Raw genomic sequence first — 25,786 nt, 5'->3', positions numbered from 1 at the left:
TAAGCTGCTGGTTCTCTACAATGGCACGCAGATGAGCTTGATTACCCGATGCCCTGCCTGCGCGACGATGTTCAAGGTCGTGCCCGACCAACTCCGCGTTTCGGAAGGCTGGGTTCGTTGCGGCCAGTGCAACGAAGTTTTTGACGCAAACCTCCACCTGCAAGCCCCGGGCAATCTGGACGCAAGCCCGCTTCCATCACGCGCCATTCCAGTGAGCCAATCGGAGCCTCCGCCAGACACTGCGGTGGCGATCGATATTCCTATTGGTAGCGATGAAATTGCTGAATTGGCAGAGCCTGCCAGCGATCCCTTTCGACCAGCCAATCCGCATGACCCGCACATCGAATTGCAGGATGCCACTGACGATGCGATAACACAACCACAACCTTCAATCGTGGAGCCGCGAGTTTCACCCGTTGCGAACATTGCAAAAGTACAGCCACCCGAAGCGCTGGATGCAGGAACTTTGAGTCATGCGTTTTTGAAACCAACCACTGCGCGCACATCGCCCAAACGGAGATGGGTTGGTGTCATGCTGGCGTTGGTTAGCGGTATTTTGGGTATCGCTTTGCTGCTACAGGTTGTTGTGCGCGAACGCGACCGCTTGGTGGCTATGGAGCCAGCTGCCCGCAGTATTTTGGTGCCGCTATGTTCTGTGTTGGGCTGCATCATTGCACCCTTGCGACAAATTGAATCGGTGGTGATCGACAGCTCTTCCTTTACCAAGGTGCGGGCGGACATCTACCGACTGGGCTTTACGCTGAAGAACACGGCGCAAATCCCATTGGCCACGCCTGCGGTGGAGTTGACGCTGACAGACCTGCAAGATCAGGCGGTCGTGCGCAAGGTTTTCCTCACGTCTGAGTTTGCAGAAAATCACGCTGTGCTGGAACCGGGTGCGGAACTGCCGACCAGTTTGTCCATGTCGATCAAACTCAATGGCAACAGTGAGAAAATTTCGGGGTACCGGCTGTTGTCGTTTTACCCATAGAAAAAGGCCCGAACCTTGCGGTTTCGGGCCTTGCACTTCAACAGCTAACTGATTAAGGCTTGCTGGAAGTGGGGAAGGGCCAAGCGGCCTGCGGATTCAGGGTTGTCTGAGCAGCAGGCGCAGGGGCCTTGGCAGCGGGTGCTTTCGCTGCTTTCTTCGCAGCCGGCTTTTTGGCTGCCTTTTTAGCGACTGGCTTCTTGGCTACGGCGGCCTTTTTGGCCGGCGCTTTTTTGGCTGCGGCCTTTTTGGCAGGTGCTGCTTTCTTTGCAGTAGCCTTTTTAGCCGGGGCAGCTTTTTTTGCAGCTACTTTCTTAGCTGGTGCCGCTTTTTTAGCCGGGGCAGCTTTTTTTGCAGCTACTTTCTTAGCTGGTGCCGCTTTTTTAGCCGGGGCAGCTTTTTTTGCAGCTACTTTCTTAGCTGGTGCCGCTTTTTTAGCCGGGGCAGCCTTCTTCGCGGCTGGTTTTTTAGCAGCTACTTTTTTTACGGGTGCAGCTTTCTTAGCGGGAGCGGCCTTTTTTGCGGCCGGTTTTTTTGCAGTTGCCATGATTTTCTCCTTGATCAATTTACAAAGAGCACTTCTTGCCAGTTGTTTGCAAGAAGCGATTCATGTGGTTGGGCAATTGCCCAGCGACATGAACTTGGTGACACCTACCCAGCACAAACTCTGTGGCTTGCTGTTGGATAGATGAAATTCGAAAACACATACGGTTAATCAGTCCCAGGACAGCGCGCCGCCCGATTGGTACTCGATGACGCGGGTCTCGAAGAAGTTGCGTTCCTTCTTCAGGTCAATCATCTCGCTCATCCAGGGAAAAGGGTTTTCCTCGTTGGGGTACAGGGCCTCCAAACCGATTTGCGTCGCACGGCGGTTGGCGATGTAGCGCAGGTAGCCCTTAAACATGGATGCATTCATGCCTAGAACACCGCGTGGCATGGTGTCCTCGGCATATTGGTATTCCAGTTCCACCGCCGTTTCGAACAGCCCCTTGATTTCCGCTTTGAACTCTGCCGTCCACAACTGGGGGTTCTCCAGTTTGAGCTGGTTGATCAAGTCAATGCCGAAGTTGCAGTGCATGGATTCGTCGCGCAGGATGTACTGGTATTGTTCGGCAGCGCCCGTCATCTTGTTTTGTCGACCAAGGGCCAAGATTTGTGTGAAGCCGACGTAGAAGAACAGTCCTTCCATCAGACAGGCAAATACGATCAAGCTCTTCAGCAGGGTTTGGTCGTCTTCAGGCGTGCCAGTGTGGAAATTGGGATCCATGATCGCTTCGATGAAAGGAATCAGAAACTGATCCTTGTCACGGATGGACTGAACTTCGTTATAGGCGTTGAATATTTCGCTCTCGTCCAGACCCAGCGACTCAACGATGTACTGGTAGGCATGGGTGTGGATAGCCTCTTCAAAGGCCTGGCGCAACAGAAACTGGCGGCATTCGGGCGCCGTGATGTGGCGGTAGGTTCCCAGCACAATGTTGTTGGCGGCCAGCGAGTCGGCGGTGACAAAGAAGCCGAGGTTGCGCTTGATGATGCGGCGTTCGTCTTCGGTGAGGCCTTTGGGGTCTTTCCATAGCGCGATATCGCGCGTCATGTTGACCTCTTGTGGCATCCAGTGGTTGGCGCAACTGGCAAGATATTTTTCCCAGGCCCACTTGTATTTGAATGGAACAAGTTGGTTGACGTCGGTCTTGCCGTTGATGATGCGCTTGTCAGCGGCCTTCATGCGAACCGCAGCGCTGGGAGTTTTTTGGAGAGTTTTTGTCGCCCGCTCGGCCGTCGGGTTTTCCGATGGCGTGAACGCAAAATTTGGTAGCGATGTGGGCTTGACTTCTTCGTCCCAGGACAACATAAATAATTCCAATCTGCGGATTATGAGAGCAGTGAAATGAAATGAAAAGTAATCCTGCAATTCACTGCATCGATGTGTTGTTCAATTGCATCGCATGGCACGCGATGCGCGTGTTGTCATCACTGGCATGACTCACAGGTTGGATCGTCAACGCCGCAGAACTTGATGTCGGTTGCTGCGTGGGTTGCCATCTCCATTTGCATTTGCGCTGCTGCTGCTGTCGCAGCTTCCAATGCGCAGGAGCTACGCATTGAACCCTTGGCATCGTTACCCGATGACACGGCGTTCATCTTGCCTGCTGTCACTGTCGACTTCTCCGCGTGGGTTGCCGACATGGTGCGCAGGTAGTAGGTGGTTTTGAGTCCGCGCAACCATGCCAGCTTGTAGGTCTCATCGAGCTTCTTGCCCGATGCACCAGCCATGTAGATATTGAGCGACTGCGCCTGGTCAATCCACTTTTGTCGGCGCGCAGCGGCTTCCACCAGCCACTGCGTCTCGACTTCAAACGCGGTGGAATAGAGTTGCTTGATGTCTTGGGGTACACGGTCGATTGGACCCAGCGATCCATCGAAGTGTTTCAAGTCCATCACCATGACATCGTCCCACAGGCCCAGACGTTTGAGGTCTTTGACCAAGTACCCGTTGATCACGGTGAATTCACCCGACAGATTGGACTTGACCGAGAGGTTGCCGAAGCTGGGCTCGATGGATGCATCCACGCCAATAATGTTGGAGATGGTAGCCGTGGGTGCGATAGCAACGCAGTTGGAATTGCGCATTCCGTCAGTGGCAATCTTCTTGCGCAGCGCTTCCCAATCCAGCGTGGAAGAGCGGTCTACTTCGACATAAGACGGGGAGGGGGCTGCGTCTTTCGACAGGGCCGCGCCGCGTGCATTGGCCAGCAGGTCCAGCGTGTCAAGCGGCAGAACGCCCTGGTCCCACAGCGAGCCTTTGTAGCTGCTGTACTTCCCACGCTCCCGGGCCAGTTCGGTGGACGCCCAATAGGCGTAGTAGCAAATGGCTTCCATGGACTGGTCGGCAAACGCTATGGCAGCGTCACTGGCATAGGGGATGCGCAGTTCATACAAGCTGTCTTGAAACGCCATCAGCCCCAAGCCGACCGGGCGGTGGCGCAGATTGGAGTCGCGCGCCTTCTTGACCGCGTAGTAGTTGATGTCGATAACGTTGTCGAGCATGCGCATGGCAGTGGTGATGGTGCGCTTGAGTTTGTCGTGGTCAATTTCCTTGCCACCGGCGCCATCCTTCAAATGCTGGCGCAGATTGATGGAGCCCAGGTTGCAAACCGCTGTCTCGGTGTCTGATGTGTTGAGCGTGATCTCAGTACACAGATTGCTGGAATGCACTACGCCGATGTGCTGCTGGGGTGAGCGCACATTGCAGGCATCCTTGAAAGTAATCCAGGGGTGACCGGTTTCGAACAACATTGTGAGCATCTTGCGCCACAAGTCCGTGGCCTCGATGATTTTTGCCGGCTTGATCTCCCCGCGGGCTGCCTTCTCTTCATAGGCCACGTAGGCGCGTTCGAAGTCGGTGCCAAACAGGTCGTGCAGGTCTGGAACGTTATTGGGCGAGAACAAGGTCCATTGGCCCTTTTCCATTACACGGCGCATGAACAGGTCGGGAATCCAGTTGGCCGTGTTCATGTCGTGCGTGCGGCGGCGATCATCACCCGTGTTTTTGCGCAGCTCCAGAAATTCTTCAATGTCCAGATGCCAAGTTTCCAAGTATGTGCAGACTGCGCCCTTGCGCTTGCCGCCTTGGTTGACGGCAACGGCTGTATCGTTGACCACTTTCAAAAACGGCACCACGCCCTGCGATTCACCATTGGTGCCCTTGATGTGGGCGCCCAATGCCCGTACGCGTGTCCAGTCATTGCCAAGACCACCGGCAAACTTGGACAACAGCGCATTTTCCTTGATGGACTCGTATATTCCGTCCAGATCGTCCGGAACCGTGGTCAGGTAACACGATGAGAGTTGCGAGCGCCGCGTACCGCTGTTGAACAGGGTGGGCGTGCTAGACATGAAGTCGAAACGCGACAACACTTCGTAAAACTCGATGGCACGCGCTTCGCGGTCGATCTCATTGAGTGACAGTCCCATGGCCACGCGCATGAAGAAGGCTTGGGGTAATTCGATTCGCATCTTGCCTTCATGCAGGAAGTAGCGGTCATACAGCGTTTGCAGGCCCAGGTAATCAAATTGCTGGTCACGCTCTGCCTTCAGGGCAGCGCCCAGTCGCGGCAAATCAAATTGCGCCAAGCGTTCATCCAGCAGCTCAGCGGCAACGCCCTTCTTGATAAAGCCCGGGAAGTAGTCGGCGTATGCGGTGGTCATGTCGCCAGGCGCTACGTCACGCCCCAACACTTCGCGCGTGATGGTGTGGAATAGCAGGCGCGCGGTGGCAAAGGTGTAGTCAGGGTTTTTTTCTATCAGGGTGCGGGCCGCCAGAATGGAAGCCTTGTACACCTCATCCATGGGTACACCGTCGTACAGGTTGCGCATGGTCTCTGCCAAGATAGGATCGGCCTGGACATCGGCGCCCAAGCCGGCACATGATGTTTCGATCAGAGTTTTCAGCCGGCCTAAATCCAGCAAGATGCGTTGGCCGCCCTCAATGACATGCAAGATTGGCATGGCCGGCGCGGTCGGTGCGGCTTGTTTGGCGCGTTCCTGGGTGCGACGTTCGCGATACAGCACATAGGCGCGTGCAATTTCATGGTGACCGCCGCGCATCAACCCCAGCTCCACATGATCTTGCACATCTTCGATGTGGAAGGTGCCACCACTGGGGCGCGAGCGCACGAGCGCGCGAATAACCTGCTGGGTCAGGCTATCTACCACCTCACGCACACTGGCCGAGGCTGCGCCTTGTGCGCCATGCACGGCCAGAAAGGCCTTCATCATGGCCACTGCAATTTTGTTGGGCTCAAACGGTACAACGGCGCCGTTGCGGCGAATGATCTGGTAGTGGTCTAGTAGATGGCCTGTGCCACTGTCGACTGTGGACTCCCCATGGCGGGCCAGCAAAGTGGGGGTGGCTGGCGCGGTGGCGTGTGAAGCAGATTGCATGATTTTCTCGTCCAAATCAGAAAGGATGGTTAAGACAGGGTGCACTATATATAGTGTTTTAACACCTTGCAAGCCACTACAGGTAGTGTGTAGTGGTCAAAAACACTCAATCGACATGGAACGGGAAAATATGCTTGGTTGTTTTTAGAACCCCATTGGGAAAGCACTGATCTGGAAGGGCCAGATTATTTTGTAACAAAGTCCAGTCCAGTCCCGGACCTGGATCGGCCTTGCGCCCGGGCGCAATGTGTTCATGCCCAGCCAAGTGGGCTACAGGGTAGCGCTGCCACAGTGCAGGTAGTAGAGTAGTGAGCGTCTCGTATTGCGGCGCCTCGAAGCATTCACCCTCCACTCCTTCAAGTTCAATTCCGATGGAATCATCATTGCAGTTGTCCCGCCCCCGGTAGTGCGATGCCCCTGCGTGCCAGGCGCGGTCCTCACAACTGACAAATTGCCAGAGTTCGCCATCGCGTCGGATGTAGAAATGGGCCGATACCTGCAAGCCTTTGATCTGCTGAAAGTAGGGGTGTTGGTTCCAATCCAGCCGGTTGGTGAACAGGTCCTGCACGCAGTCGTTTCCGTAAATTCCGGGGGGGAGACTGATGGAGTGCAACACCACCAGATCGATACAGGGGTGTGCCGGACGGGGGCCGAAATTGGGTGAATGCAGGTGGCGGGCAAAACGGTACCAGCCATCCTGCCAGGACGTTGTTGCAGCGTAAGGCTCATCACGCATCGGGGTCGGCGTCGCCCGGTGCGTCAATTTTCAGCCGGGCAATGCGGTAGCGTATTTGACGAAGACTCAGACCCAGGCGTGCGGCGGCGACAGTACGGTTAAAGCCGGTTTCCTTCAAAATCTTGACCAGGATATCGCGTTCTTGCTGGTCCAGATGTGCTTGCAGGTCGGTAGGCAAGGGCGCATCGGGGCTGGTGCTGGGCAAGGCTGCCGCTCGGGTATCGAGCGCAGAGGTGTTGTTGATCGGACTTTGAATGTCGTCCAGTCGCAAGCAGTCGCCGTCGCACAAGGCAACCGCACGGTGCAGCAGGTTTTCCAGCTCGCGCACATTGCCATACAGCGGCAGCAGGCAGAGCTGCTCCAATGTTCCCGGGGCAAGTTTCGGTGCAGGCAGGTCGGACTCATCGGAGATGCGCTGGAGCAACGCCGAGCACAGGGCTGGCAGGTCTTCATAGCGTTCCCGCAAAGGCGGAATCACGATATCAATGACGTTAAGTCGGTAGAAGAGATCTTGGCGGAAGCGCCCGGCTTGAACCTCTTCAGGCAGGCTTTTGTGGGTAGCGCTGACGATGCGCACATCCACCGGCTCTTCCTGTGTCGAGCCCACGGGCCGCACGGTACGTTCCTGAATGGCCCGTAACAGTTTGGACTGCATCGCCAAAGGCAGGTCGCCAATCTCATCCAGGAACAGCGTTCCACCTTTGGCTGCCTGAAAGAAACCTTCTCTGTCCTGCACGGAACCGGTATAGGCGCCTTTCTTGGCGCCAAAGAATTCGGTCTCCAGCAGGTTCTCGGGGATGGCGCTGCAGTTCACGGCCACCCAAGGTCCGGTGGCGCGGTGGCTGTTGGCATGGAGGGCGCTGGCTACCAGCTCCTTGCCTGTTCCGGACTCGCCTTGTATCAATACCGGGGCCATGCTGCGGGCCACTTTGGCGATGCGCTCCTTCACCACCCGCATGCTGTTCGATTCTCCCGCGAGCTTGGCAAGCGCATTCTGCCCAGCAGTTGTGCATGCGGGATTTTCCTGCAACCTGGCATCCGTTGCCCGTCGGCTAAGACCACCGGTTGGGCGCGTGCCGTGCACAGCGGATGCAATGGCTGCACGAAACTGCTTGAGGTCGACTGGTTTGGTGAGGTAGTCAAAAGCGCCAGCCTTGAGGGATTCGACGGCGTTTTCTGCCGAACCGTGGGCGGTAATCACGATGCAGCGTTCGGGTCTCTGTCCCGCGCGCATGTGCTGAAGGATTTCGGTGCCCAGACCATCGGGCAGGCGCATGTCAGTGATGATGACATCAAAGCGCTTGGTGTTGATGGCATGCATGGCATCTTGCACGCTGCCTGCCGTGTCCACCCGATAGCCTTCGCGCAGCAGCGTAAGCTCGTACAGCGTGCGCAGATCGGGCTCGTCGTCGATCACCAGGATCTGGGCGTTATTTAGTACAGATTGGGTTGCCATGGTGTGGTGAGAGTATCTGCTGCCGTGCCCGCGATTGGGGCGCTGGCGCGTTGGAAAACGATAACGAATGCGTTTCCTTCCCTGTCCCGGTTACGGGTCGGGCGCACGCTACGCTGGTAGGTAAGGGACGCACCGTGGCGTTCGCACAACTCCCGACAAATGTACAGCCCCAGGCCGCTGGAGCGGCTGTCCGAAGAAAAGAACGGTTCAAACAGATGGCGTTCCACCGACTGGTCCATGCGGGCCGAATCGCTCCAGACCATGAGTGTGGCGGTTTGTCCATCGCCGGCACTGTAGACTACCTGGATGGCATCCGGCTGGTCCTCGGTGTAGCGCAGCGCATTGTCCAGCAGGTTGACCAACACCCTGCGCAGATGATCGTTATCAAACTGCACGGAAATATTCTGCTCACCCAGATGCAGACTCAGGCGTTGTTGGCAGGCGCATTGCAGGGCCCAGTCCGTGCAAATCCGGTGGGTGGTGGTGGTCAGTGGTATGCCGGGTACGAGGTGGTCCTGGTCGTAAGGCTGCACCCGCGCGACGTTGAGAATGTCATTCACGATCTTTTCAAGGCGCTTGGCATTCTGGCTTACCATGGCCGTCAAGCGCTTCAACCGTGGATCGGTGATGTCTTCGTCCAGCAATGCATTGGCCTGGGAGATGGCTGACAGCGGGTTGCGGATCTCATGCGCAACCGCAGTGGACAACCGGCCCATTCCGGCCAGCTTTTCAGTACGCATGCTCGCCTCGAGCTTCCGCTGATCCTGCAGGAAGATCACGCACAGGCTTTCTGCAGAAAGTCCCGGCGACGTGGCCAGCCGAGTACGCGCATGCACGCGAAGCGGCCCCTGGGTACCATGGCGAATGGTGACATCGCCTTCGTGGCTCTGGCCCATGTTGACACTCAGGCGCATCAGGTTCAACAACGGGGCCCAGCCAGGCTCGTCCCTGAGGTCAAAAACAGCGGCATGCAACGCCTGCTGTGACCCAAGCAAGGTGCGTGCGGCCGGGTTGGCAGAACGCACGCAACCGTGTTCGTCGACGATCATCACGCCGTCGGGAAGGGACTCAATTACCAGTTCATTTACCTGGCGTTGGATGCTGGCTGCTAACTGGCTCTGGCGTGCACGCTGGCCTTCACTGGCCAGGCGGGTGGATAGCTGATTGGCCAGCCAGGCAATCGCAAAGTAGCCGATACCACTGAGTGCCGATTGAACGACGTAGGGAGCGCTGGCACTGGCGTCCGAAAGGTAGGGCCACAGGGACCCAGCCAGCATCAGCACCGTAATACCAGCGGCGGTGCCCAGCGCCAGCCGCAACGAGCCCAGCACCGATGCCACCAGAATAGGCAATGCAAACAATGGCGTGTAGTTGATAGTGCTACTGCTGTCTTGCAGCATTTGCAAGGCAGAAAAAGTGAGTAGGTCAATGCCGACCAGGGCGCCCCAGCTTTTGGTGAACGACTGACCCAACAGACGCGGTGATATGAACCACTTGCTGCCAATGGTTGCCACCATATAGGCACCACTGATGAATACGGGAAGTTGGTTGTGCGCCGTACCCGTGGCGTACAGGGCTGTCTCTAATGCTGCCAGCACCACACCCAGCACCAAGCGGGCAGTCATGAAGCTCTGCCACGGGCGCTGGATTTCGCGCGAGGGCTCAGCGCCGGCTACCTCCGCATCGGCGCCATGGGGATCAAACCACGATTGGGCTGTGGTTTGTGCTTCCATTCACGGCTCCATGGTCAGTCGATGGGCCGCGCTGCAATAGCTCCCTTCACGACCCGCTACTGATTCATTGACCGGAATGTGAACGCCACATTGGCGACATACCACCATATTGGTGATCGCAGGGAGGGGTGGAACGATGTCTTTGCGCTCCCGTTGCACGGCAGTGCGCCAGGTGCGCCAGCGCCAAGCCACTAACAGTACACCCAGAAAAATCAGCAAAAACCTCATGGTGTGCGCCCCAGGATGATTTCCATCACGAAACGCGACCCCACGTATGCCAGCAGTAGCAAACCGGAACCGATGTACAGCACATTCACCGCACGTTTGCCGCGCCAGCCAAAAGCCGCGCGCCCAATCAGCAGCACGCAAAAGGTCAGCCACGCCAGTACGGAAAACACCGTCTTATGGTCCCAATGCCAGGCGTGACCATAGCCGTAGAGAACTTCTCCGAACAGCAGACCGGCCAGTAGTGTGGCGCTAAGCAATACAAAACCTGCCGCCACAAAGCGGTAGGTCAGTCGCTCCAGGGTCAGCAGTGGCAGGCCGCTGTGCGGGTCTTCTGCATTGCGGATACGTGTCTCTGCACGGGTCAAAAACCAGGCATGAACCACGGCAATGCCGAACAGGCCATAACATGCCACACCAAATGCCAAGTGCAGTGCCAGCCAGGCCGAAGCGGTGGCGGGCATTGGGCTACCGGGGAAGAAAAATGCAACCATGACTGCTGCTGCGCCCACCACGCACAGGGTCCATCGGGTTGGAAGTTGCGGGAAGATCTGGCTCTCCACCGCATACACCGCAGCCACCAACCAGGCGGTAACCGACATCGCGGGTGCAAAACCAAAATACGGTCGCTCACCCAGCAGTGTGATGGAGAGAACGGCGCCGTGCAACAACCAGGCCAGCACCACCCAGATGCGCGCAGCCCGTTCGTTCACATGGGTGGTGCGTACGGCCGGCCAAGCATAGGCGGCAGCAGCCAATACCGACAGAATCAGGTTAGAGGGAGGCGCACTGGCTAAAATCATGGGTACAGTTTAGCGTTTTGCTTTCTGCACCGGTAACCATCCATGGCCTCAGCCCTCTCCGACAAACTTTCCCGACTCGTTAAAGAAATGCGCGGCCAGGCCCGCATCACTGAAACCAACGTCACCGACATGCTGCGCGAAGTGCGCATGGCCCTCTTGGAGGCCGACGTAGCCCTGCCCGTGGTGCGCGACTTTATCGCACGCGTCAAGGACAAGGCACTGGGCCAGGAGGTAATGGGTTCTCTGCAGCCAGGCCAGGTACTGGTGAGTATCGTCAGCAAAGAGCTTGCCGCTACTATGGGGGACGGGGTGAGTGACATCAACCTCGCTGCCCAGCCGCCCGCAGTGATCCTGATGGCCGGCCTGCAAGGCGCGGGTAAAACCACAACCACTGCCAAACTGGCCAAACACCTGATTGAAAAGCGCAAGAAGAAAGTTCTAACAGTCTCGGGTGACGTGTACCGCCCTGCCGCCATCGAACAACTCAAGACCGTGACGGCCCAGGCTGGCGCCGAATGGTTCCCCAGCTCACCCGACCAAAAGCCTGTCGATATTGGTCGCGCTGCGTTGGACTATGCCAAAAAGCACTTCTTTGATGTGCTGCTGGTTGACACGGCGGGTCGTTTGGCCATCGACGAAGTGTTGATGGCCGAAATCAAGGACCTGCACGCTGCCCTGAACCCGGTGGAAACCTTGTTCGTGGTGGACGCCATGCAAGGCCAGGACGCGGTCAACACGGCCAAGGCATTCAAGGAAGCGCTGCCGTTAACCGGCATCATTCTGACCAAGCTTGACGGTGATTCTCGCGGTGGTGCGGCATTGTCCGTGCGCCAGATTACCGGCGCCCCTATCAAGTTTGCGGGTACGAGCGAAAAGCTGGATGGCCTGGAGGTTTTTGATGCCGAACGCCATGCCGGCCGTATTCTGGGCATGGGCGACATCCTGGCTTTGGTGGAGCAAGTGACTGCCGGGGTGGACGTGGCCGCCGCACAAAAGCTGGCCGCCAAGGTCAAGAGCGGCGCTGGGTTTGATCTGAATGATTTTCTGGCCCAAATCCAGCAAATGAAGCAAATGGGAGGCCTGTCCAGTCTGATGGATAAGTTACCCGCCGCCATGACTGCCAAGGCCGGCAACGTGGACATGGCGCGCGCCGAAAAGGACATTAAGCGCAAAGAAGGCATCATCCACAGCATGACGCCACTGGAGCGGCGTAAACCCGAACTCATCAAGGCCACCCGCAAGCGCCGCATCGCTGCTGGCGCTGGTGTGCACGTTCAGGAAGTCAACCGCATGCTCAAGGAGTTTGAGCAGATGCAGGACATGATGAAGAAGATGAAGGGCGGCGGCATGATGAAGATGATGAAGCGCCTGGGCGGCATGAAGGGCATGCCAAAAACACCTTTTTAACCGCTAGCCCTCGTAGCGCATTACATGAGAAGCTACGTTATTTGTAGCAATATTTAACTTTTCGTTACCCATAAAAAAACGGCAAGACAGATTTCTGTCTTGCCGTTTTGCTTGGTGTACCAGGGTTTAGTAGACGTCGTGCTGTGTGTTGTACACGTTGAACTTGCCGGTAGGAGTCACCAAGGCCTTGTCTTTGATCACGGCCTTGAGCTTCAAGGTCTTGTCGTCAACGACCACAATGGCGGACTCTTCGTTGGCAGCGCTCCATACCGAGAACCAGACTTCGTCGCCAGCCTTGTTGTACTCAGGTTGCAATACGCGCTTGACGCCCTTGCCCAGTGCGGCCCACTCGGCGATTGGCAGCACCTTGAAGCCGTTGTCCAGATTTTTGATGTCGAACACAGCGATGGACTGGCTGATCTTCTCATCGGGGTTCAGAGCGGCATCAACCCACAGGTGAGTGGATTTGGGATGGCTCTTGATGAACAGCGAACCACCGCCAGCGCCCTTGAGCGTTCCAACAACCTTCCAGGCAGTTGCTTTGTGCTTGACAGGATCGGTTCCGATCATGGAGATGGTCTCATCACCCAAGTGACTGGTCGCCCAGACAGGGCCGAACTTGGGGTGAATGAAGTTGGCACCACGACCGGGGTGCGGTGTCTTGCCGACTTCCACTATGGCAGCCAGCTTGTCTTCCTTGGTGTCGATGACCGCGATCTTGTCAGAGGCGTTAGCGGCATCCATGAAGTAGCGGCCGGTCGACTCGAAGCCACCGTCGTGCAGGAAGCGTGGTGTCTTGATCATGGTGACCTTGAGGTTTTCCAGATCAGAGTAGTCCACCATATGCACCATACCGGTTTCCTTGGCATTGACCAGGAACTCAGGACGGAAGTTGGAAGAAACAATAGCAGCCACGCGTGGCTCGGGGTGGTACTCTTCGGTGTCGGAGGTCATGCCGCGGGTACCCACGATGCGCAAAGGCTTGAGCGTGTCGCCGTCCATCAGCACATACTGGGGAGGCCAGTAGGCGCCGGCAATGGCGTAGCGGTCTTCATAGCCCTTGAACTTGGAAGTCTCCACCGAACGGGCTTCCAGACCGACCTTGATTTCGGCCACTGGGGTAGGCGTTGTCATCCACAGGTCGATCAGCACGATCTTGGCGTCGCGGCCAATCACGTACAGGTAGCGACCGGATTTGGACATGCGCGAGATGTGCACCGCATAGCCGGTATCCAGAATCTTCACGATCTTCTTGCTGGCACCGTCGATCAGCGCGATCTTGCCGGCATCACGCAATGTGACCGAGAACAGATTGCTGATATCCAGATCGTTCATCTTCTTGGTGGGGCGCTTGTGCGGGTCCACCAATAGTTTCCACGTGGCCAGGACTTCCTTCATGCCCATTTCGGGTGGCTGAGGTGGTTCGTGCTGGATGTACTTCACCATGACGTCCACTTCGTCCTTGGACAGCGTGCCGGAAGTGCCCCAGTTGGGCATGCCCTGGGCCGAGCCGTAGTAGATGAAGGTGTGGAGGTAATCAGAACCCTTTTCCAGGGTAATGTTCGGTGTCAACGGCTTGCCAGTGGCGCCCTTGCGCAGCACACCGTGGCAGCCAGCGCAACGCTCAAAGTAAATCTTGGTGCCGAGCTGGAATTCAGCTTCCGTCATGGCAGGGGACTTGGGGTTGATGGTTTGGTGCATGGTCACCGCGCCCAAGGGCGAGGTGCCGCCGATTTCCTGGGTGGACAGCAGTGGTTCCACCTTCTTGGCGGGTTCTGCCGTCTGGCTGCTGGCCATCATGGGCAGTACCGCCAATGCGGCACTGACCAGGGCCAATTTGATGTTCGTAATTTTCACGAATCTCTCCTAAAAACGTATATCTTTAATGGGAACCTGTACGGTATCACTGAAATACACGCGCAGGGAGCATGGATTTAATCCAGAATAACTTTCACTAGAAATTTAATGTTAAAAAAGTTGCAGAAAATGCGGCCCTGTCAGGACCATGTCAGGCGTGTTGCAGGGCCACATTGCCGCGCAGGGTGTAACTGCGCGTTTCGGTAATCGTTACATCCACCATTTGTCCCACCAAGCGCGGTGGAGCTGCAAAATTCACCACGCGGTTGCATTCGGTGCGCCCCATCAGTTCACCGCTGTCGCGTTTGCTATGCCCCTCCACGAGGAGGCGCTGCACCGTGCCCAGGCGGCTTTCGCTGATGCGGGTGATGTTGGCGTTGATGGTTTCTTGCAAGTGCTGCAGTCGGCGCAGCTTGACGGTATGCGGCGTATCGTCTTGCAAATTGGCTGCGGGGGTGCCGGGGCGCGGCTGAAGATGAAGCTGAAAGAGTTGTCAAATCCGACGTCGTCAATCAGCTTCATCATCCGGGCGAAGTCGTCTTCCGTCTCACCGGGAAAGCCCACGATGAAGTCCGAGCTCATAGCCATGTCGGGGCGAATGGCACGCAGCTTGCGCACCGTGCTCTTGTATTCCATGGCGGTGTAGCCGCGTTTCATGGCCATCAAAATCTTGTCGCTGCCGTGCTGCACGGGCAGGTGCAGGTGGCTCACCAGTTTGGGCAGTTTGTCGTAAGCGGCAATCAGGCTGGGTGTGAACTCGTTGGGGTGGCTGGTGGTGAAGCGCAGGCGCTCGATGCCGGGGATGTCGCTCACGTATTCCAGCAGCGTGGCAAAGTCGGCCATCTCGGCGGTGTCGCCCATGGTGTGGCGCCAGGCGTTGACGTTTTGACCCAAGAGCGTAATTTCCTTCACGCCTTGGTCGGCCAGACCCGCCACTTCCACCAGTACGTCTTCGAACGGGCGGTTAATTTCGGTGCCGCGCGTGTACGGCACTACGCAGTAACTGCAGTACTTGTTGCAGCCTTCCATGATGCTGACAAAGGCGCTGGCGCCTTCCACCTTGGCTGGGGGCAGGTGGTCGAACTTCTCGATCTCGGGAAAGCTGATGTCCACCTGCGGGCGGTTCTGCGCCACACGGGCGTTGAGCAGCTCGGGCAGGCGGTGCAGGGTTTGCGGGCCAAACACCACGTCCACATAGGGTGCGCGTTTGATGATTTCGGCGCCCTCCTGGCTGGCCACGCAGCCGCCCACGCCAATTTGCACTCCCTTGGCTTTTAGGTGTTTGATGCGGCCCAAGTCAGAGAACACCTTTTCTTGTGCCTTCTCGCGCACCGAGCAGGTATTGAACAAAATCAGGTCGGCTTCGTCCACGTTCTGCGTGGTCTCATAGCCTTGGGCTGCGTGCAGTACATCGACCATCTTGTCCGAGTCGTACTCGTTCATCTGGCAGCCAAAGGTTTTGATGAATACTTTTTGCTGGTCATGCGGACCTCTTTTTTTGTGGAATACTATGAATTCAGTAGCTGCCAACGCAAGTTCTACGAGGGCTAGCGGTCTATTTTTCTTGTAAGTCACTGGCCGGATGTTCCGGCAATGGCCGTCAATGCGATACCGACCGCCTGTCTATTTGGCGTCGGTTGATGCAGTGGATCCGGACATTGCTGTGCCTGTTTCGCCAGAGGCGGGCACAGTATCAGATATGCAATTGGGCGGATAGGTGGGCTGTAGTGCAGCTTGCCAGGCGCGGGCCGGTACAGTGGTGAAGCGAAGGCAGCGGTTCATGGTGTATATCCAGAGGCTGGGGTAAGTAGGGTCGGGGAGGGGCAAATCCTATCACCGACTGACGTCAACGAAAAAAGCCATCGGCTGGCAACAGATGGCTTTTTGCGAAAAACTGGTGGTCGTAGGTGGACTTGAACCACCGACATCAGCATTATGAATGCTGCGCTCTAACCAACTGAGCTATACGACCGAAGCGCGTAATTATAGCCAATAAATTGCCCCCGGAAGCAGCGCAAGGGTCGGTTTCGGATCACAGGTTCTTGAATGTGGGTTGGCGTTTGCTCAAAAAGGCGTCCATGCCTTCCTTCTGGTCTTGCGTGGCAAACATGGAGTGGAACATGCGACGCTCGAACATGATGCCGTCCGCCAGCGTCCCTTCAAAAGAGCGGTTCACTGATTCTTTGGCTGCCACGGTGGCGATCTGGGAGAAACTGCATATTTGCAGGGCGGCGCCCAGCGCTTCGTCCATCAGTTTGTCCAACGGCACCACGCGGCTGACCAAGCCGGCGCGTTCTGCTTCTGCGGCGTCCATCATGCGGCTTGTCAGGGCCAAGTCCATGGCTTTGGATTTGCCGATGGCGCGCGGCAAGCGCTGCGTGCCGCCAGCACCGGGGATGATGCCCAGCTTGATCTCGGGCTGGCCAAACTTGGCGTTGTCGGCAGCGATGATGAAGTCGCACATCATGGCCAATTCGCAGCCACCGCCCAGTGCAAAGCCACTCACCGCCGCGATGACAGGTTTGCGGATGGTGCGTATGGTTTCCCAATTGCGGGTGATGAAGTCGGTCTTGTAGGTCTCGGCGAACGTGAGTTTGGCCATGGCGGTGATATCCGCCCCGGCGGCAAAGGCCTTTTCGCTGCCGGTGACGACCATGCAGCCAATTGCCGGATCGGCGTCAAACCCTTTGAGTGCGTGACCCAGTTCGTCCATCATTTGGTCATTGAGGGCATTGAGCGCCTTGGGGCGGTTGAGCGTGATGATGGCGACTTTTTCGCCTTCAATCCGGGTGGTGATGCATTCGTAGTTCATGGTGGTCTTTGGGTTGTGAGCAGAAATTTAAATGATGCGTACCGCGTGCCTATTGTGGATCCGGTTGGGGCGCGAGCCATGCATCCACCAAAGCGGCGTCACGCACCGCCAGGCGCACGGCCTGGCTGGCCTTGGGCAAGGAGAGACTCAAGGCGAGCAGGCGCTTGTCGCGCGCCACCGTGGCGGTCACTTTCTTGGCGTTGCCGGCGTACAGGGTGAAGTCGTCCAGGCTTTGCAGGCGCCATGCGCTGTTGCTGTTGCCCAGTGCCTGAATGGCGATCCATTCGTCACCGCTGGCAAAACCAGCCTGCTCGGCCACACCGCCGCGCAGCACATGCTGAATGAAGAGGCCATTGCCTTCCTTGACGCGCAGCCCCAACTGCTGGGCCACCTGGTTGGGTTCCTGGTGCACCTGGATACCGTGCTTTTCCAGCAGAGTGGTAATCGGCAGGTCTTGGGTACTGTGCACCCATTGCGCCAGTTCCCGCGCGTACGAGCGTCCGCTGAGTTGCTCCAAAACCGCTAGCAGATCCGCCTCAGCCATGGGGCCGCCGTCGCAGCGAATCCACAGTCTGCGCATCACGGCGTCAAGCGTGGTCTTGCCTTCGGCGCGCAACGTGAGGTCCAGGCACAAACCTACCAGCGAACCCTTGGTGTAGTAGCTCACGGTGGCGTTGGCTGTGTTTTCGTCCTGACGGTAGTACTTGATCCATGCATCAAAACTGGCCTGGGCCACTGTCTGCACCTTGCGCCCGGGTGTTTGCGCCACGCCGTTAACGGTCTTGGTCAGCAGTTTGAGGTAGGTGGCGTTGTCGATGCGACCGGCGCGGCGCAGCAGAAGATCGTCGTAGTAGCTGGTGAAACCCTCAAAAAACCACAGCAGCTCGGTGTAATTTTCTTGGGTGTAGTCGTAGCGCGCCAGTTCAGCAGGACGCAGACGCTTGACGTTCCAGGTGTGGAAGTATTCGTGACTGATCAATCCCAGTAGCTGGGTGTAGCCCTCGGGTTGTTTGTGCACGGTGGGCGCCAACGTGGTGCGCGGGAGGCGGGGCAAGTCGGCGCGCTTGCAGATCAGTGCAGTGGAATTGCGGTGCTCCAGACCACCGTAGCCCTCGGCCACGGCATTGAGCATAAATACATAGCTTCTATATGGAATCGGGCTCTGGCCCTCGTCTTTGCTTCCTGTTTTGCTATTCTTTTTAGTGCAACCCGCATGCCAGAAGCGAATCTCGGCCTCGCAAATGGCCTGGCTGTCAGCCAGCAACTGGGCACCATCAAAGCTTGGTGGAGCACCGGCCACCACAAAACGGTGCGGGATGCCGCAGGCGGTGAAGTTGCCGCTCCAGAACGGCCCCATTTCGACCGGGCAATCCACCAGGGTGTCGTAATTGTCGGCGCAGTAGCGGCCAAAGCCGCGCTTATTGACCTTGACCGGTTCTAGGCTGGTGGCCACGGACCAGTCGTCCATGTATTCGCCGGCTACCAGTTCCAGTTGGTGCGGCGTGTCGCATTGGCCGTCCACTTGCAGGCACAGACTGGTGCCATTGAAAAAGCCACGGTCCGCATCCAGCCAGGCAGTGCGCACCGACGGGTCATTGGCGTATACCTCGTACTGCATAACCAAAGGCTCGCCCGGCTTGCAGTCCATCTGCCAACTGGCTTTGTCCAATTGCTGGACTTCCAGCTTTCGCTTGCCTTGGCGGCATTGCAGGTTTTGCAGGTTCTTGGCAAATTCGCGCACCAGGTAGCTGCCCGGAATCCACACCGGCAGGCGCAGCGTTTGCCGGGTGGCCGGTTGCGCCACGGTCAGCGTGACGGTGAATAAGTGGGCATGGAGGTTGGCTACTTCCACACGGTAGTGGATGGCAGGGGCAGCGTTTCGGCGCATCCGATCAACTCTTGGAATCGGTCAGCAGCTTTTCGACCTGCTTGGAATCAATGGCGCCGGGTACCCGGTTGCCATCGACAAACACCAGGGTAGGGGTGCCGGTGATTTTGTAGTTTCGGCCCAAATCCACGTTGCGGCTTAGCGCGGTGGTGTCGCAGCCCGCAGGCAGGGCTGGAATAGCCTGGTCCCGCACCATCCAGTCCTGCCAGGCCTTGGCTGGATCTTTGGAGCACCAGATGGCCTTGGATTTTTCGGCAGAATCTGCGCCCAGAATGGGGTAGAGGAACATGTAGATCGTCACGTTGTCGATCTTTTGCATGTCACGCTCAAAGCGCTTGCAGTAGCCGCAGTTAGGGTCTTCAAAGACCGCCAGTTTGCGCTTGCCGTTGCCGCGCACGATGGTAAAGGCGTCTTTGATGGGAAGTTCATCGAACTTGATGGCAGTGAGCTTGGTTACGCGTTCTTCCGTCAGATTGCGTTTGGCGCGAAGGTCGATCACGTTGCCTTCGATCAGGTAGTTGCCCTGAGCGTCGGTGTAATAGATTTCGCTACCGTTGATGCGCAGCTCATACACTCCGGGCATAGGCGTTCTGCTGACCTCATCAATGGACTTGATCTGGGGCAGGCGCTCCAGAATGGCTTTGCGGATGGTGGCTTCCTGGGCCGTGGCGCCATGCGCCAGCAGGACGGCGACGGCGAGCAGTAGGGATTTGAGGAGAGTTTTCATGCGTGTTTCTTGCCTTGTGTTGCAGGTTTGCCCAGCACGCCCATGGCGCGTCTGGCAACCCATTGTTTGATCGGTCCGCTGTGTTCAAAACGGTTCATGCCCCAGTTGCGCATGGCTTGCAGGGCGGGATGGGGGTTGGTGAACAACTGCTGCAAGGCATCGTTGGCCTGACCCATCACCGCAAAGTCGGCCTTGCGCGCGCGCTCGTATTGCCGCAGTAGCTTGGGGTCGCCCACGCTGCGCCAATACGGACGTGCATCCAGCACACGCACTAACTCAGCTACGTCGGCCAGGCCCATGTTCAGCCCCTGACCAGCCAACGGGTGCATGTTGTGGGCGGCGTCACCCGCCAAAACCCAGGCACCTTGCTCCGAAACACCGCTCCAACGTCGGGCCACAGCCTGTTGCAGTGGCCATACCTTGCGATCTCCGCTGAGTGTCAGCACGCCGAGCGCGCCGTGGCTGGCGGTTTGCAGCGCCTGACAAAATTCTTCGGCCTCCAGCGCCTGCAGGGTTTGTGCGCGTTCTGGAGATACAGACCACACAATGGCGCACAAGTTCCCTTCTGGCCCACCTAGGGGCAAAAAAGCCAGGATCTCACCTTGGTGGAACCACTGTCGGGCCACTTGGGCGTGGGGTTGGGCGCATCGTACGCGAGTGGCCAGAGCCCATTGGTCATAAGGTTTGACGTCCCAGTCCACCCCCCATTCTTGACGGGTGCTGCTGGTGCGACCTTCGCAAACCACGGTGAGGGCCGCCGGTTGTGGGGATTCCACCACTTCAATAAAGGGCTGAAAGCGCACGGCTTCTGCAGCCGGGCTTCCAGGGCCGGCACGTCAACAATCCAGTTTAAGGCGTTTGAGCCGCTCTCCGACGCATGAAAGGCGACCTGGCCGCCGTCGTCTTCCTGCACCTGCATCGACAAAACCGGCGTGGCGTCAGATGTGTCTGGCCAGCAGCGTACGGCTTCAAGCCATTGCCGCGACAGCAGGTTCAGGGCGTAGGCCCGCACATCGGGCAGCGGAGCCGTCAACACTGCCACAGGCTTGTCGGCAGGTGCGACCAAAGCCACGCGCAACTGCTTGGCCGCCAAGTGCAGGGCCAGCGTGCGCCCGACAATGCCGGCACCCCGGATACAGATATCAAACGGTTGTGTCATCAGTGGATTGTAAAAGCCGGTGCAAAGCAGTGCTGGTATGCCTGCCCATGCCACTCAGTCAGACGGACTTTGTGTGTGCAGCTCAGAGGCTTCGGTGGGCACCGCCTCCAGAAAGCGGATTGGACGGCGGGTGTGGGGGGACATGCTCTCCAGCAGGTCACTCAGGTCGTCGAGTACGCGCTCGGCCGGGACCGGGATCTCGTGCAGCAGGACACAGGCGGCCTGGAACTGCAGCGTGACCTCTGGCACCAAGCCGGGCAGGGGGATCAGACCGGAGGCAATCAGCTTGACCATGCGCTCGGTCAGCGCCTTGCGTGTGGACACCCCCTCCATCAGCAAGCCGAACTGCGCCGTGCCCACGCGCCCGGCAGGGTCCACGTCGCGCAGGATGCGCTGAATCTTGACTACGGCACGCAACAGACATTGTTCACCCGTGGTGTCGCTAAAGACTTCTCGGATCTTGTCGTGGTTGACAACCCGCACCACAACCAAGGCCAGCGGCTCGCGGTTTTCAATGGCGCGCAGCACAGCCTCTTCCAGATGGGTTTGAAAAACCTCAGCTGTTAATAGTCCGGTCAGAGCATCCTGGGTGGGCAGGTGGTTGGCGCGCACCACCAGTTCCTTGCGGTCATGGGTGATATGGCTCAGGGCATACAGCATGATGGGCACCGTCAGTGCAATACCCAACGAGGCCCAATAGCGCACCTCCCACAGCACCGGAAGCATGCCGATAGCCTCGCCCACCATGTAGATCAAGCCCAAAAATTGAGGGGCCAGAGCCAGCATCAGCCAACGCGCCACCATCGAGCCGCCTCGCCAGCTCAGAAAAACGGCAATCAGCCCGACCACAGTGGCAAACAGCATAATCATGCCGCAAACCCGATCCGCGACGAAGCGGTCCATGACAGCAAAGGCCAGTACCGACGCAATCGTGCCCCAGCCCACGCTGGACAGGAAGCGGTCGAAGCGGTGGTAATGCACAAACAGGGAGAAAACGTTGCGAATGAACAGAAGCGCACAGCCCACCGCGATTACCGGCAGCGTACTGGATGCCAAGTTGCCCAGTTCGGGCACGTTGCTCCATAAAAAAGCATTGAGCACTCCGGAGATCTGGGCGATGGTGACGGCTACCAGCAGGCCGAACAGCGACGCCCAGCCGTCGATGGCCTTGCGGTGCTCCAGGTAGCGCAGGATCGACAGGGCGGCCAGACTCAACAGTGCACCCAGCATCAGTCCCAGGCTCAGCAATTCAACTTGGCGCTGCCCATCGCGCTGCTGGCCAGTGGCCAAGCGAATGGGCAGGCCCACTTGCTTGAAATTGCGAACCTGCAGGTAGACGTCGTGTGGCGCGTCACCATTAATCTGGAGATCAAAATCGGGGTACAGGCCCTTGGTGCGCCACTCGGAATGTGGCAGGGTGTCGCCCGCCCGCTGCACGGTCCATTGACCGTTGGAATCCAGTTGGTAGAGCGCCACCATGTCCACAAAGGGCAGGGGCAGGTTCAGGGTCCACGCTGCTTGCGAATTGGGCGCGCGCACCAGGCGCAGCTTGATCCACAGGGTGTTGTACTTGTTAAGGGGAAAGTGACCCAGTGCAGGTGCGGGGGTAAAGTGGGCGGCGCCACCGGCCACTAGGTCGATGTTGGCGTGCGAGCCCTCGTCGATCCAGGTCTGGATGGGGGTGTTGACTTCCAGCACGGGCGTTTGGTCGTTCAGCACAATCGCATTGTCTGGCACCGTGTTGGCAGCCCATAACGGGCTGGCACACAGGCACCAAACCGTTAGCAGCAGGCGCGCAAGCAGGGATGGCATACACTTGTCTCCGCCGTTTTTAGAGGTTTTTATTGGTTAGTAGTGTGGCATTGTAGGCTTGCCCGATGTCGATCTATTCACCCCAGTCAATGCTCTGTACCATGCCGCAACTTTCGCCAGGAATGGTCAAGATTACTTGTACTTTTTTGAATCGAACTTTAACTTTCAATGTCTGTCGAAATCTTTGAAGCCAGTCCGTTAGTCAGTGTTTTGATCCGCAGCATGGATCGCGCCAGTTTGTCGGATGCCCTTACGTCTGTGGCTGCGCAGACATACCCCTCCATAGAAGTTGTCTTGGTGAATGCAAAGGGTGACGGACACAGCGATGTCGGGCAGTGGTGTGGTCGATTCCCCATTCGTTTTGTCGGAACCGCCGGTGGGTTGGGGCGGAGTGCGGCGGCGAATTTGGGGCTTGAGCAGGCGCACGGCACGTATTTGATGTTTCTGGATGATGACGATCTCATTGACGCTGAACACATTGCGTCATTGGCCTCCATCTTGGCCGAATCTCCCCATTTCAAGGCGGCGTTCTCAGGCACGCGCGTTGTAGACGCCACGGGCGCAACGCTGGGAGTTTATAACCAAGACTTTTCGGGAGCGCAGTTGCTAATCGGGAATTTATTGCCCATCCATTCAGTTCTTTTCAGCCGTGAACTGGTGATGGCTGGGTGCAGGTTTGACGTCACACTCGAAACGTACGAGGACTGGGATTTTTGGCTCCAGGTCTCACAGCTTACGGATTTTGCAAAAACGGGAAAAGTTACTGCGGCTTATCGCTCGTTTCTGGGAGATTCGGGTATGGCGCACCCGGAACATCGCCCATTGCAAAGGCAGAGAAGGTCAGTAGTTTGGAGAAAATGGTGGCCATTTTGGAGCGTTGACAATCTGGATCGCTTGGCATTGGATTTGGAACAAAAGCAGGAAGAAAAAGAGAGGGAAAACGCGGAGCTCAGAAGTGCATTCGGTCTGCAGATTGATAAGAATGAGCAGTTGCAACACGACGTTGCCGCATTGCAGCAGTCATTGGACGAACAAGTACAGCAGGTGTCCAGTCTTGGTCTGAAGGTTGCAGTGCTTGATGTTTCTTTGGCGGAGCGGGACAGGGAGTTGACCCTTCGGGATATGCAAATCAGGACCCTGAACGCAAGCATTCAAGAAATGCTGTCGTCTACCAGTTGGAGGCTCAGTGCGCCCATACGCCACGTCGGTCACTGGATGGGGGTGTTGCGTCGAAAAGTCAGTGCGGTGAAATTGCTCGCCAGGTTAACCTGGCAATTTCTTCGACGTGATTCGATTGGCAATCAGGTAGGAGACGCCTATCGATTCGTTCGACAAAAGGGTTGGCCTGGAATAAAGCAGCGGCTGGCCCGAAGAGCGCCCAGCACACCCAGCACACTGAGTCCGTTAAGTTTCAATTCACTCGTGGCGACTAACGGACTACAGCCAAGCGAAGCGGTGAGAGTGGAGCGAAATGACTATCTGCCGCTGGCATCCATCGACGTAGACAAATATGCGTATTTCTTTTTTGACGTGTTTGACACCGCAGTGATTCGATTGCTCGAAAAGCCGGTTGATATCTTCAAATACATTGGATGTATGGCGGGGGCAAACGACTTTGAAAACCAAAGGGTTAACCAAGAACGCAAAGCGCGCGAGGTGAACAAGTCGCACAAAGACATCAAGTTGACCGAAATATACCGGGGCTTCAAAGGGGCTGACCTGAAGCGTGAAATAGATGCCGAGTTGAAATTTTGCATAGCGCACCCCGAAACGCTCGCCTTTTATTCTGATCTCGTCGCCAAGGGCAAGAAAATTTACTTTGTTTCGGATATGTACCTCGACCGGGAAACGATCGGGAAGATTCTTTCCAAAAACGGATTCAACATCTACGAAGAAATCTTTGTTTCGTCCGAAGATGATCTGATTAAAGGCGACGGCAGCCGGTTTGCATGGTTAAAAAACTCAGTTCCTGATTCTGTCGGTACAACTATTCATATTGGGGACAATCATGTTTCCGACTGGGTTCAACCACGCCAGCATGGATACGATGCGTTTCTTTTCCTGGAGAGCATTGAGTTCTACCGTCATGATTCCTTCCTGTTTTCAAAAGCCCCCTATTTGATTGAAGAAAACAGCTTGGGGATTTCCTTTATTCTGGGTATGTTCAAGTACTGGAAGTCGGGCTTCTTGCAGGAAAAACCCGGATATTGGAAGCAATTTGGCTTCTTCTATGGTGGAGCGCTGGTCTGCGCATTCTGTGAATTTGTCAACAGAACCATCTTGAACGCCAATCTGTCCACATCACGGGTCTTCTTTCTTGCTCGAGACGGTGACATCATGAGTCAGGTCTACCGCTTGTTGCATTCTGACTATGAACCCGTCTATTTGTTAGCTTCCCGTCGCTGTATGAGTTTGCCTGCGTTGAGTACTTTCAGTCCAGCTGACGATGGGGATGCCCTCAAGTTGTTCACCACCCCAGTTGGAGTTGCAGGCGTGAACGACCTGATGGAACGGTTTGGATACGAAGACCTGCACGACTTGAGAGACGCATTGATCGATTTGGAGTCCAGGGGACTTCTCCATAGCGAGTTGGAAATTCAGCAATGCGTCATTGATAACAAAGATTCGATATTGTCCAAGGCGGACGCGGAACGGCATACCTTATTGCGCTACCTTGATGTGATGCATTTTTTTGAAGACACCGATATTGTCATTGCGGACGTCGGCTGGGGAGGGAGTATCCAGAATGCGCTCATGAAGTTACTGAAGCAGTCGGGAAAAGGCCCTCGCAATTTGCATGGAATCTATCTTGGTGTCGGCGATCAGGTGGCGCACGAGGAGTTCAAGACAGGCTTCCTGTTCCAGGGAGACCGATCCCGTTTTGCTGAGTTTTTGAATCTGATCGAACTGCTCACTTCGTCTCCAAGAGATGGAGTTGTGAGGGTTGAAGAGGTTGATGGTGCATATGTATCTGTGACCGGGCGAAAGAACGCCGATGAATCGAAGCGCCAAATTATTGCTGCCGAGATTCAGGCAGGGATTCTGGAGTTTGCGCAAATTGTCAGGGATCGCAAGATTGGCGATTTGAGCTTCTTGAAACCCCGCGATTTCGAAGCACTTTTTGGCGCGCTACAAGTGCATCCATCGGAAGAAGATGTGGAACAGCTCGGTGGTGTGAAGCACGCCATGACTCTGGGCAGCCATTTCGGCGACCATGTGCTTAACAAGAAGGGATGAAT

General features: G+C 56.8%; 16 protein-coding genes, 1 tRNA gene and 2 pseudogenes. 3 read left to right on the top strand and 16 right to left on the bottom strand.

From position 1 onward, the window contains the following. Positions 1 to 31 precede the first annotated feature (31 nt). Entirely contained in the window at positions 32 to 991 is a 960-nt protein-coding gene (locus IPI80_RS01510; protein ID WP_413856474.1) for a DUF3426 domain-containing protein, read from the top strand. A gap of 52 nt (positions 992 to 1,043) precedes the next feature. Here IPI80_RS01510 and IPI80_RS01505 read toward each other — a convergent pair whose 3' ends face one another. The 8 genes from IPI80_RS01505 to IPI80_RS01470 form a co-directional block, all read right to left on the bottom strand. Then, positions 1,044 to 1,535: a histone H1-like DNA-binding protein gene (locus IPI80_RS01505; protein ID WP_413856472.1), complete on the bottom strand. Its 492-nt coding sequence runs from the start codon at positions 1,533 to 1,535 to the stop codon at positions 1,044 to 1,046. Positions 1,536 to 1,703: 168 nt separating this feature from the next. Continuing rightward, positions 1,704 to 2,840 carry a ribonucleotide-diphosphate reductase subunit beta gene (locus IPI80_RS01500; RefSeq protein WP_413856470.1) on the bottom strand — a complete coding sequence of 379 codons (1,137 nt, stop codon included), beginning with the start codon at positions 2,838 to 2,840 and terminating at the stop codon, positions 1,704 to 1,706. A gap of 119 nt (positions 2,841 to 2,959) precedes the next feature. Beyond that, a complete protein-coding gene (locus IPI80_RS01495) occupies positions 2,960 to 5,932 on the bottom strand; it encodes a ribonucleoside-diphosphate reductase subunit alpha (protein ID WP_413856468.1) in 2,973 nt (990 codons plus the stop codon). 106 nt (positions 5,933 to 6,038) lie between these two features. Beyond that, positions 6,039 to 6,668 carry a 1,6-anhydro-N-acetylmuramyl-L-alanine amidase AmpD gene (ampD, locus tag IPI80_RS01490; RefSeq protein ID WP_413857562.1) on the bottom strand — a complete coding sequence of 210 codons (630 nt, stop codon included), beginning with the start codon at positions 6,666 to 6,668 and terminating at the stop codon, positions 6,039 to 6,041. After that, positions 6,661 to 8,124, bottom strand: coding sequence for a sigma-54-dependent transcriptional regulator (locus tag IPI80_RS01485; protein WP_413856466.1), 1,464 nt, complete (start codon positions 8,122 to 8,124; stop codon positions 6,661 to 6,663). The genes ampD and IPI80_RS01485 overlap by 8 nt, the downstream gene beginning before the upstream one ends. After that, positions 8,103 to 9,857, bottom strand: a complete 1,755-nt coding sequence (locus IPI80_RS01480) for a sensor histidine kinase (protein ID WP_413856464.1) — start codon at positions 9,855 to 9,857, stop codon at positions 8,103 to 8,105. The genes IPI80_RS01485 and IPI80_RS01480 overlap by 22 nt, the downstream gene beginning before the upstream one ends. Then, positions 9,858 to 10,085: a PP0621 family protein gene (locus IPI80_RS01475; protein WP_413856462.1), complete on the bottom strand. Its 228-nt coding sequence runs from the start codon at positions 10,083 to 10,085 to the stop codon at positions 9,858 to 9,860. It abuts the gene before it with no gap. Continuing rightward, a complete protein-coding gene (locus IPI80_RS01470) occupies positions 10,082 to 10,885 on the bottom strand; it encodes an inner membrane protein YpjD (RefSeq protein WP_413856460.1) in 804 nt (267 codons plus the stop codon). Before IPI80_RS01470 ends, IPI80_RS01475 begins: the two co-directional genes overlap by 4 nt. 42 nt (positions 10,886 to 10,927) lie before the next feature. On the opposite strand from IPI80_RS01470, the gene ffh reads away from it, so the two are divergent. Beyond that, the gene (ffh, locus tag IPI80_RS01465; protein ID WP_413856458.1) at positions 10,928 to 12,292 is read left to right on the top strand and encodes a signal recognition particle protein; all 1,365 of its coding nucleotides are present in this window, start codon (positions 10,928 to 10,930) and stop codon (positions 12,290 to 12,292) included. Positions 12,293 to 12,418: 126 nt separating this feature from the next. Here the strand turns inward: ffh and IPI80_RS01460 are convergent, their stop codons facing one another. The 8 genes and pseudogenes from IPI80_RS01460 to IPI80_RS01425 all read right to left on the bottom strand — a co-directional run bounded on the left by IPI80_RS01460 (position 12,419) and on the right by IPI80_RS01425 (position 22,547). Next, positions 12,419 to 14,092 (bottom strand): cytochrome D1 domain-containing protein, encoded by a 1,674-nt coding sequence (locus tag IPI80_RS01460; RefSeq protein WP_413857560.1) that lies wholly within the window; start codon positions 14,090 to 14,092, stop codon positions 12,419 to 12,421. Positions 14,093 to 14,300: 208 nt separating this feature from the next. Then, positions 14,301 to 15,592 (bottom strand): annotated as a pseudogene (gene miaB / locus IPI80_RS01455) (tRNA (N6-isopentenyl adenosine(37)-C2)-methylthiotransferase MiaB). Between the two features lie 452 nt (positions 15,593 to 16,044). Beyond that, positions 16,045 to 16,121: transfer RNA gene (locus tag IPI80_RS01450), tRNA-Met, on the bottom strand. A gap of 60 nt (positions 16,122 to 16,181) precedes the next feature. Continuing rightward, a complete protein-coding gene (locus IPI80_RS01445; protein ID WP_413856456.1) occupies positions 16,182 to 16,961 on the bottom strand; it encodes an enoyl-CoA hydratase in 780 nt (259 codons plus the stop codon). A gap of 49 nt (positions 16,962 to 17,010) precedes the next feature. After that, on the bottom strand, positions 17,011 to 18,849 hold the full coding sequence (locus IPI80_RS01440) for a M61 family metallopeptidase (RefSeq protein WP_413856454.1): 1,839 nt from the start codon (positions 18,847 to 18,849) through the stop codon (positions 17,011 to 17,013). 4 nt (positions 18,850 to 18,853) lie between these two features. Further along, on the bottom strand, positions 18,854 to 19,576 hold the full coding sequence (locus tag IPI80_RS01435) for a DsbC family protein (RefSeq protein WP_413856452.1): 723 nt from the start codon (positions 19,574 to 19,576) through the stop codon (positions 18,854 to 18,856). Beyond that, positions 19,573 to 20,735, bottom strand: a pseudogene (locus IPI80_RS01430) (FAD-dependent monooxygenase). The gene IPI80_RS01435 and the pseudogene IPI80_RS01430 overlap by 4 nt, the downstream one beginning before the upstream one ends. Before the next feature lie 54 nt (positions 20,736 to 20,789). After that, positions 20,790 to 22,547, bottom strand: coding sequence for a 7TM diverse intracellular signaling domain-containing protein (locus IPI80_RS01425; RefSeq protein WP_413856450.1), 1,758 nt, complete (start codon positions 22,545 to 22,547; stop codon positions 20,790 to 20,792). A gap of 168 nt (positions 22,548 to 22,715) precedes the next feature. On the opposite strand from IPI80_RS01425, the gene IPI80_RS01420 reads away from it, so the two are divergent. Beyond that, a complete protein-coding gene (locus IPI80_RS01420) occupies positions 22,716 to 25,784 on the top strand; it encodes a glycosyltransferase (RefSeq protein ID WP_413856448.1) in 3,069 nt (1,022 codons plus the stop codon). Positions 25,785 to 25,786: the final 2 nt, after the last annotated feature.

The sequence above is a fragment of the Candidatus Aalborgicola defluviihabitans genome (assembly GCF_016705985.1).
Lineage (GTDB): Bacteria > Pseudomonadota > Gammaproteobacteria > Burkholderiales > Burkholderiaceae_C > Allorhodoferax > Allorhodoferax defluviihabitans.
The sequence above is the reverse complement of the archived record's forward strand: the minus strand, read 5'-3'. Positions and strand labels throughout refer to the sequence as shown.

Excerpts from the sequence above, each read along its gene's own strand:
- ampD (WP_413857562.1), bottom strand. The coding sequence starts at position 6,668 with ATGCGTGATGAGCCTTACGCTGCAACAACGTCCTGGCAGGATGGCTGG.
- IPI80_RS01440 (WP_413856454.1), bottom strand. The coding sequence starts at position 18,849 with ATGCGCCGAAACGCTGCCCCTGCCATCCACTACCGTGTGGAAGTAGCC.
- IPI80_RS01500 (WP_413856470.1), bottom strand. The coding sequence starts at position 2,840 with ATGTTGTCCTGGGACGAAGAAGTCAAGCCCACATCGCTACCAAATTTT.
- IPI80_RS01445 (WP_413856456.1), bottom strand. The coding sequence starts at position 16,961 with ATGAACTACGAATGCATCACCACCCGGATTGAAGGCGAAAAAGTCGCC.
- ffh (WP_413856458.1), top strand. The coding sequence starts at position 10,928 with ATGGCCTCAGCCCTCTCCGACAAACTTTCCCGACTCGTTAAAGAAATG.
- IPI80_RS01480 (WP_413856464.1), bottom strand. The coding sequence starts at position 9,857 with ATGGAAGCACAAACCACAGCCCAATCGTGGTTTGATCCCCATGGCGCC.
- IPI80_RS01460 (WP_413857560.1), bottom strand. The coding sequence starts at position 14,092 with ATGATGGCCAGCAGCCAGACGGCAGAACCCGCCAAGAAGGTGGAACCA.
- IPI80_RS01495 (WP_413856468.1), bottom strand. The coding sequence starts at position 5,932 with ATGCAATCTGCTTCACACGCCACCGCGCCAGCCACCCCCACTTTGCTG.
- IPI80_RS01505 (WP_413856472.1), bottom strand. The coding sequence starts at position 1,535 with ATGGCAACTGCAAAAAAACCGGCCGCAAAAAAGGCCGCTCCCGCTAAG.
- IPI80_RS01435 (WP_413856452.1), bottom strand. The coding sequence starts at position 19,576 with ATGAAAACTCTCCTCAAATCCCTACTGCTCGCCGTCGCCGTCCTGCTG.
- IPI80_RS01510 (WP_413856474.1), top strand. The coding sequence starts at position 32 with ATGAGCTTGATTACCCGATGCCCTGCCTGCGCGACGATGTTCAAGGTC.
- IPI80_RS01425 (WP_413856450.1), bottom strand. The coding sequence starts at position 22,547 with ATGCCATCCCTGCTTGCGCGCCTGCTGCTAACGGTTTGGTGCCTGTGT.
- IPI80_RS01485 (WP_413856466.1), bottom strand. The coding sequence starts at position 8,124 with ATGGCAACCCAATCTGTACTAAATAACGCCCAGATCCTGGTGATCGAC.
- IPI80_RS01420 (WP_413856448.1), top strand. The coding sequence starts at position 22,716 with ATGTCTGTCGAAATCTTTGAAGCCAGTCCGTTAGTCAGTGTTTTGATC.
- IPI80_RS01470 (WP_413856460.1), bottom strand. The coding sequence starts at position 10,885 with ATGATTTTAGCCAGTGCGCCTCCCTCTAACCTGATTCTGTCGGTATTG.
- IPI80_RS01475 (WP_413856462.1), bottom strand. The coding sequence starts at position 10,085 with ATGAGGTTTTTGCTGATTTTTCTGGGTGTACTGTTAGTGGCTTGGCGC.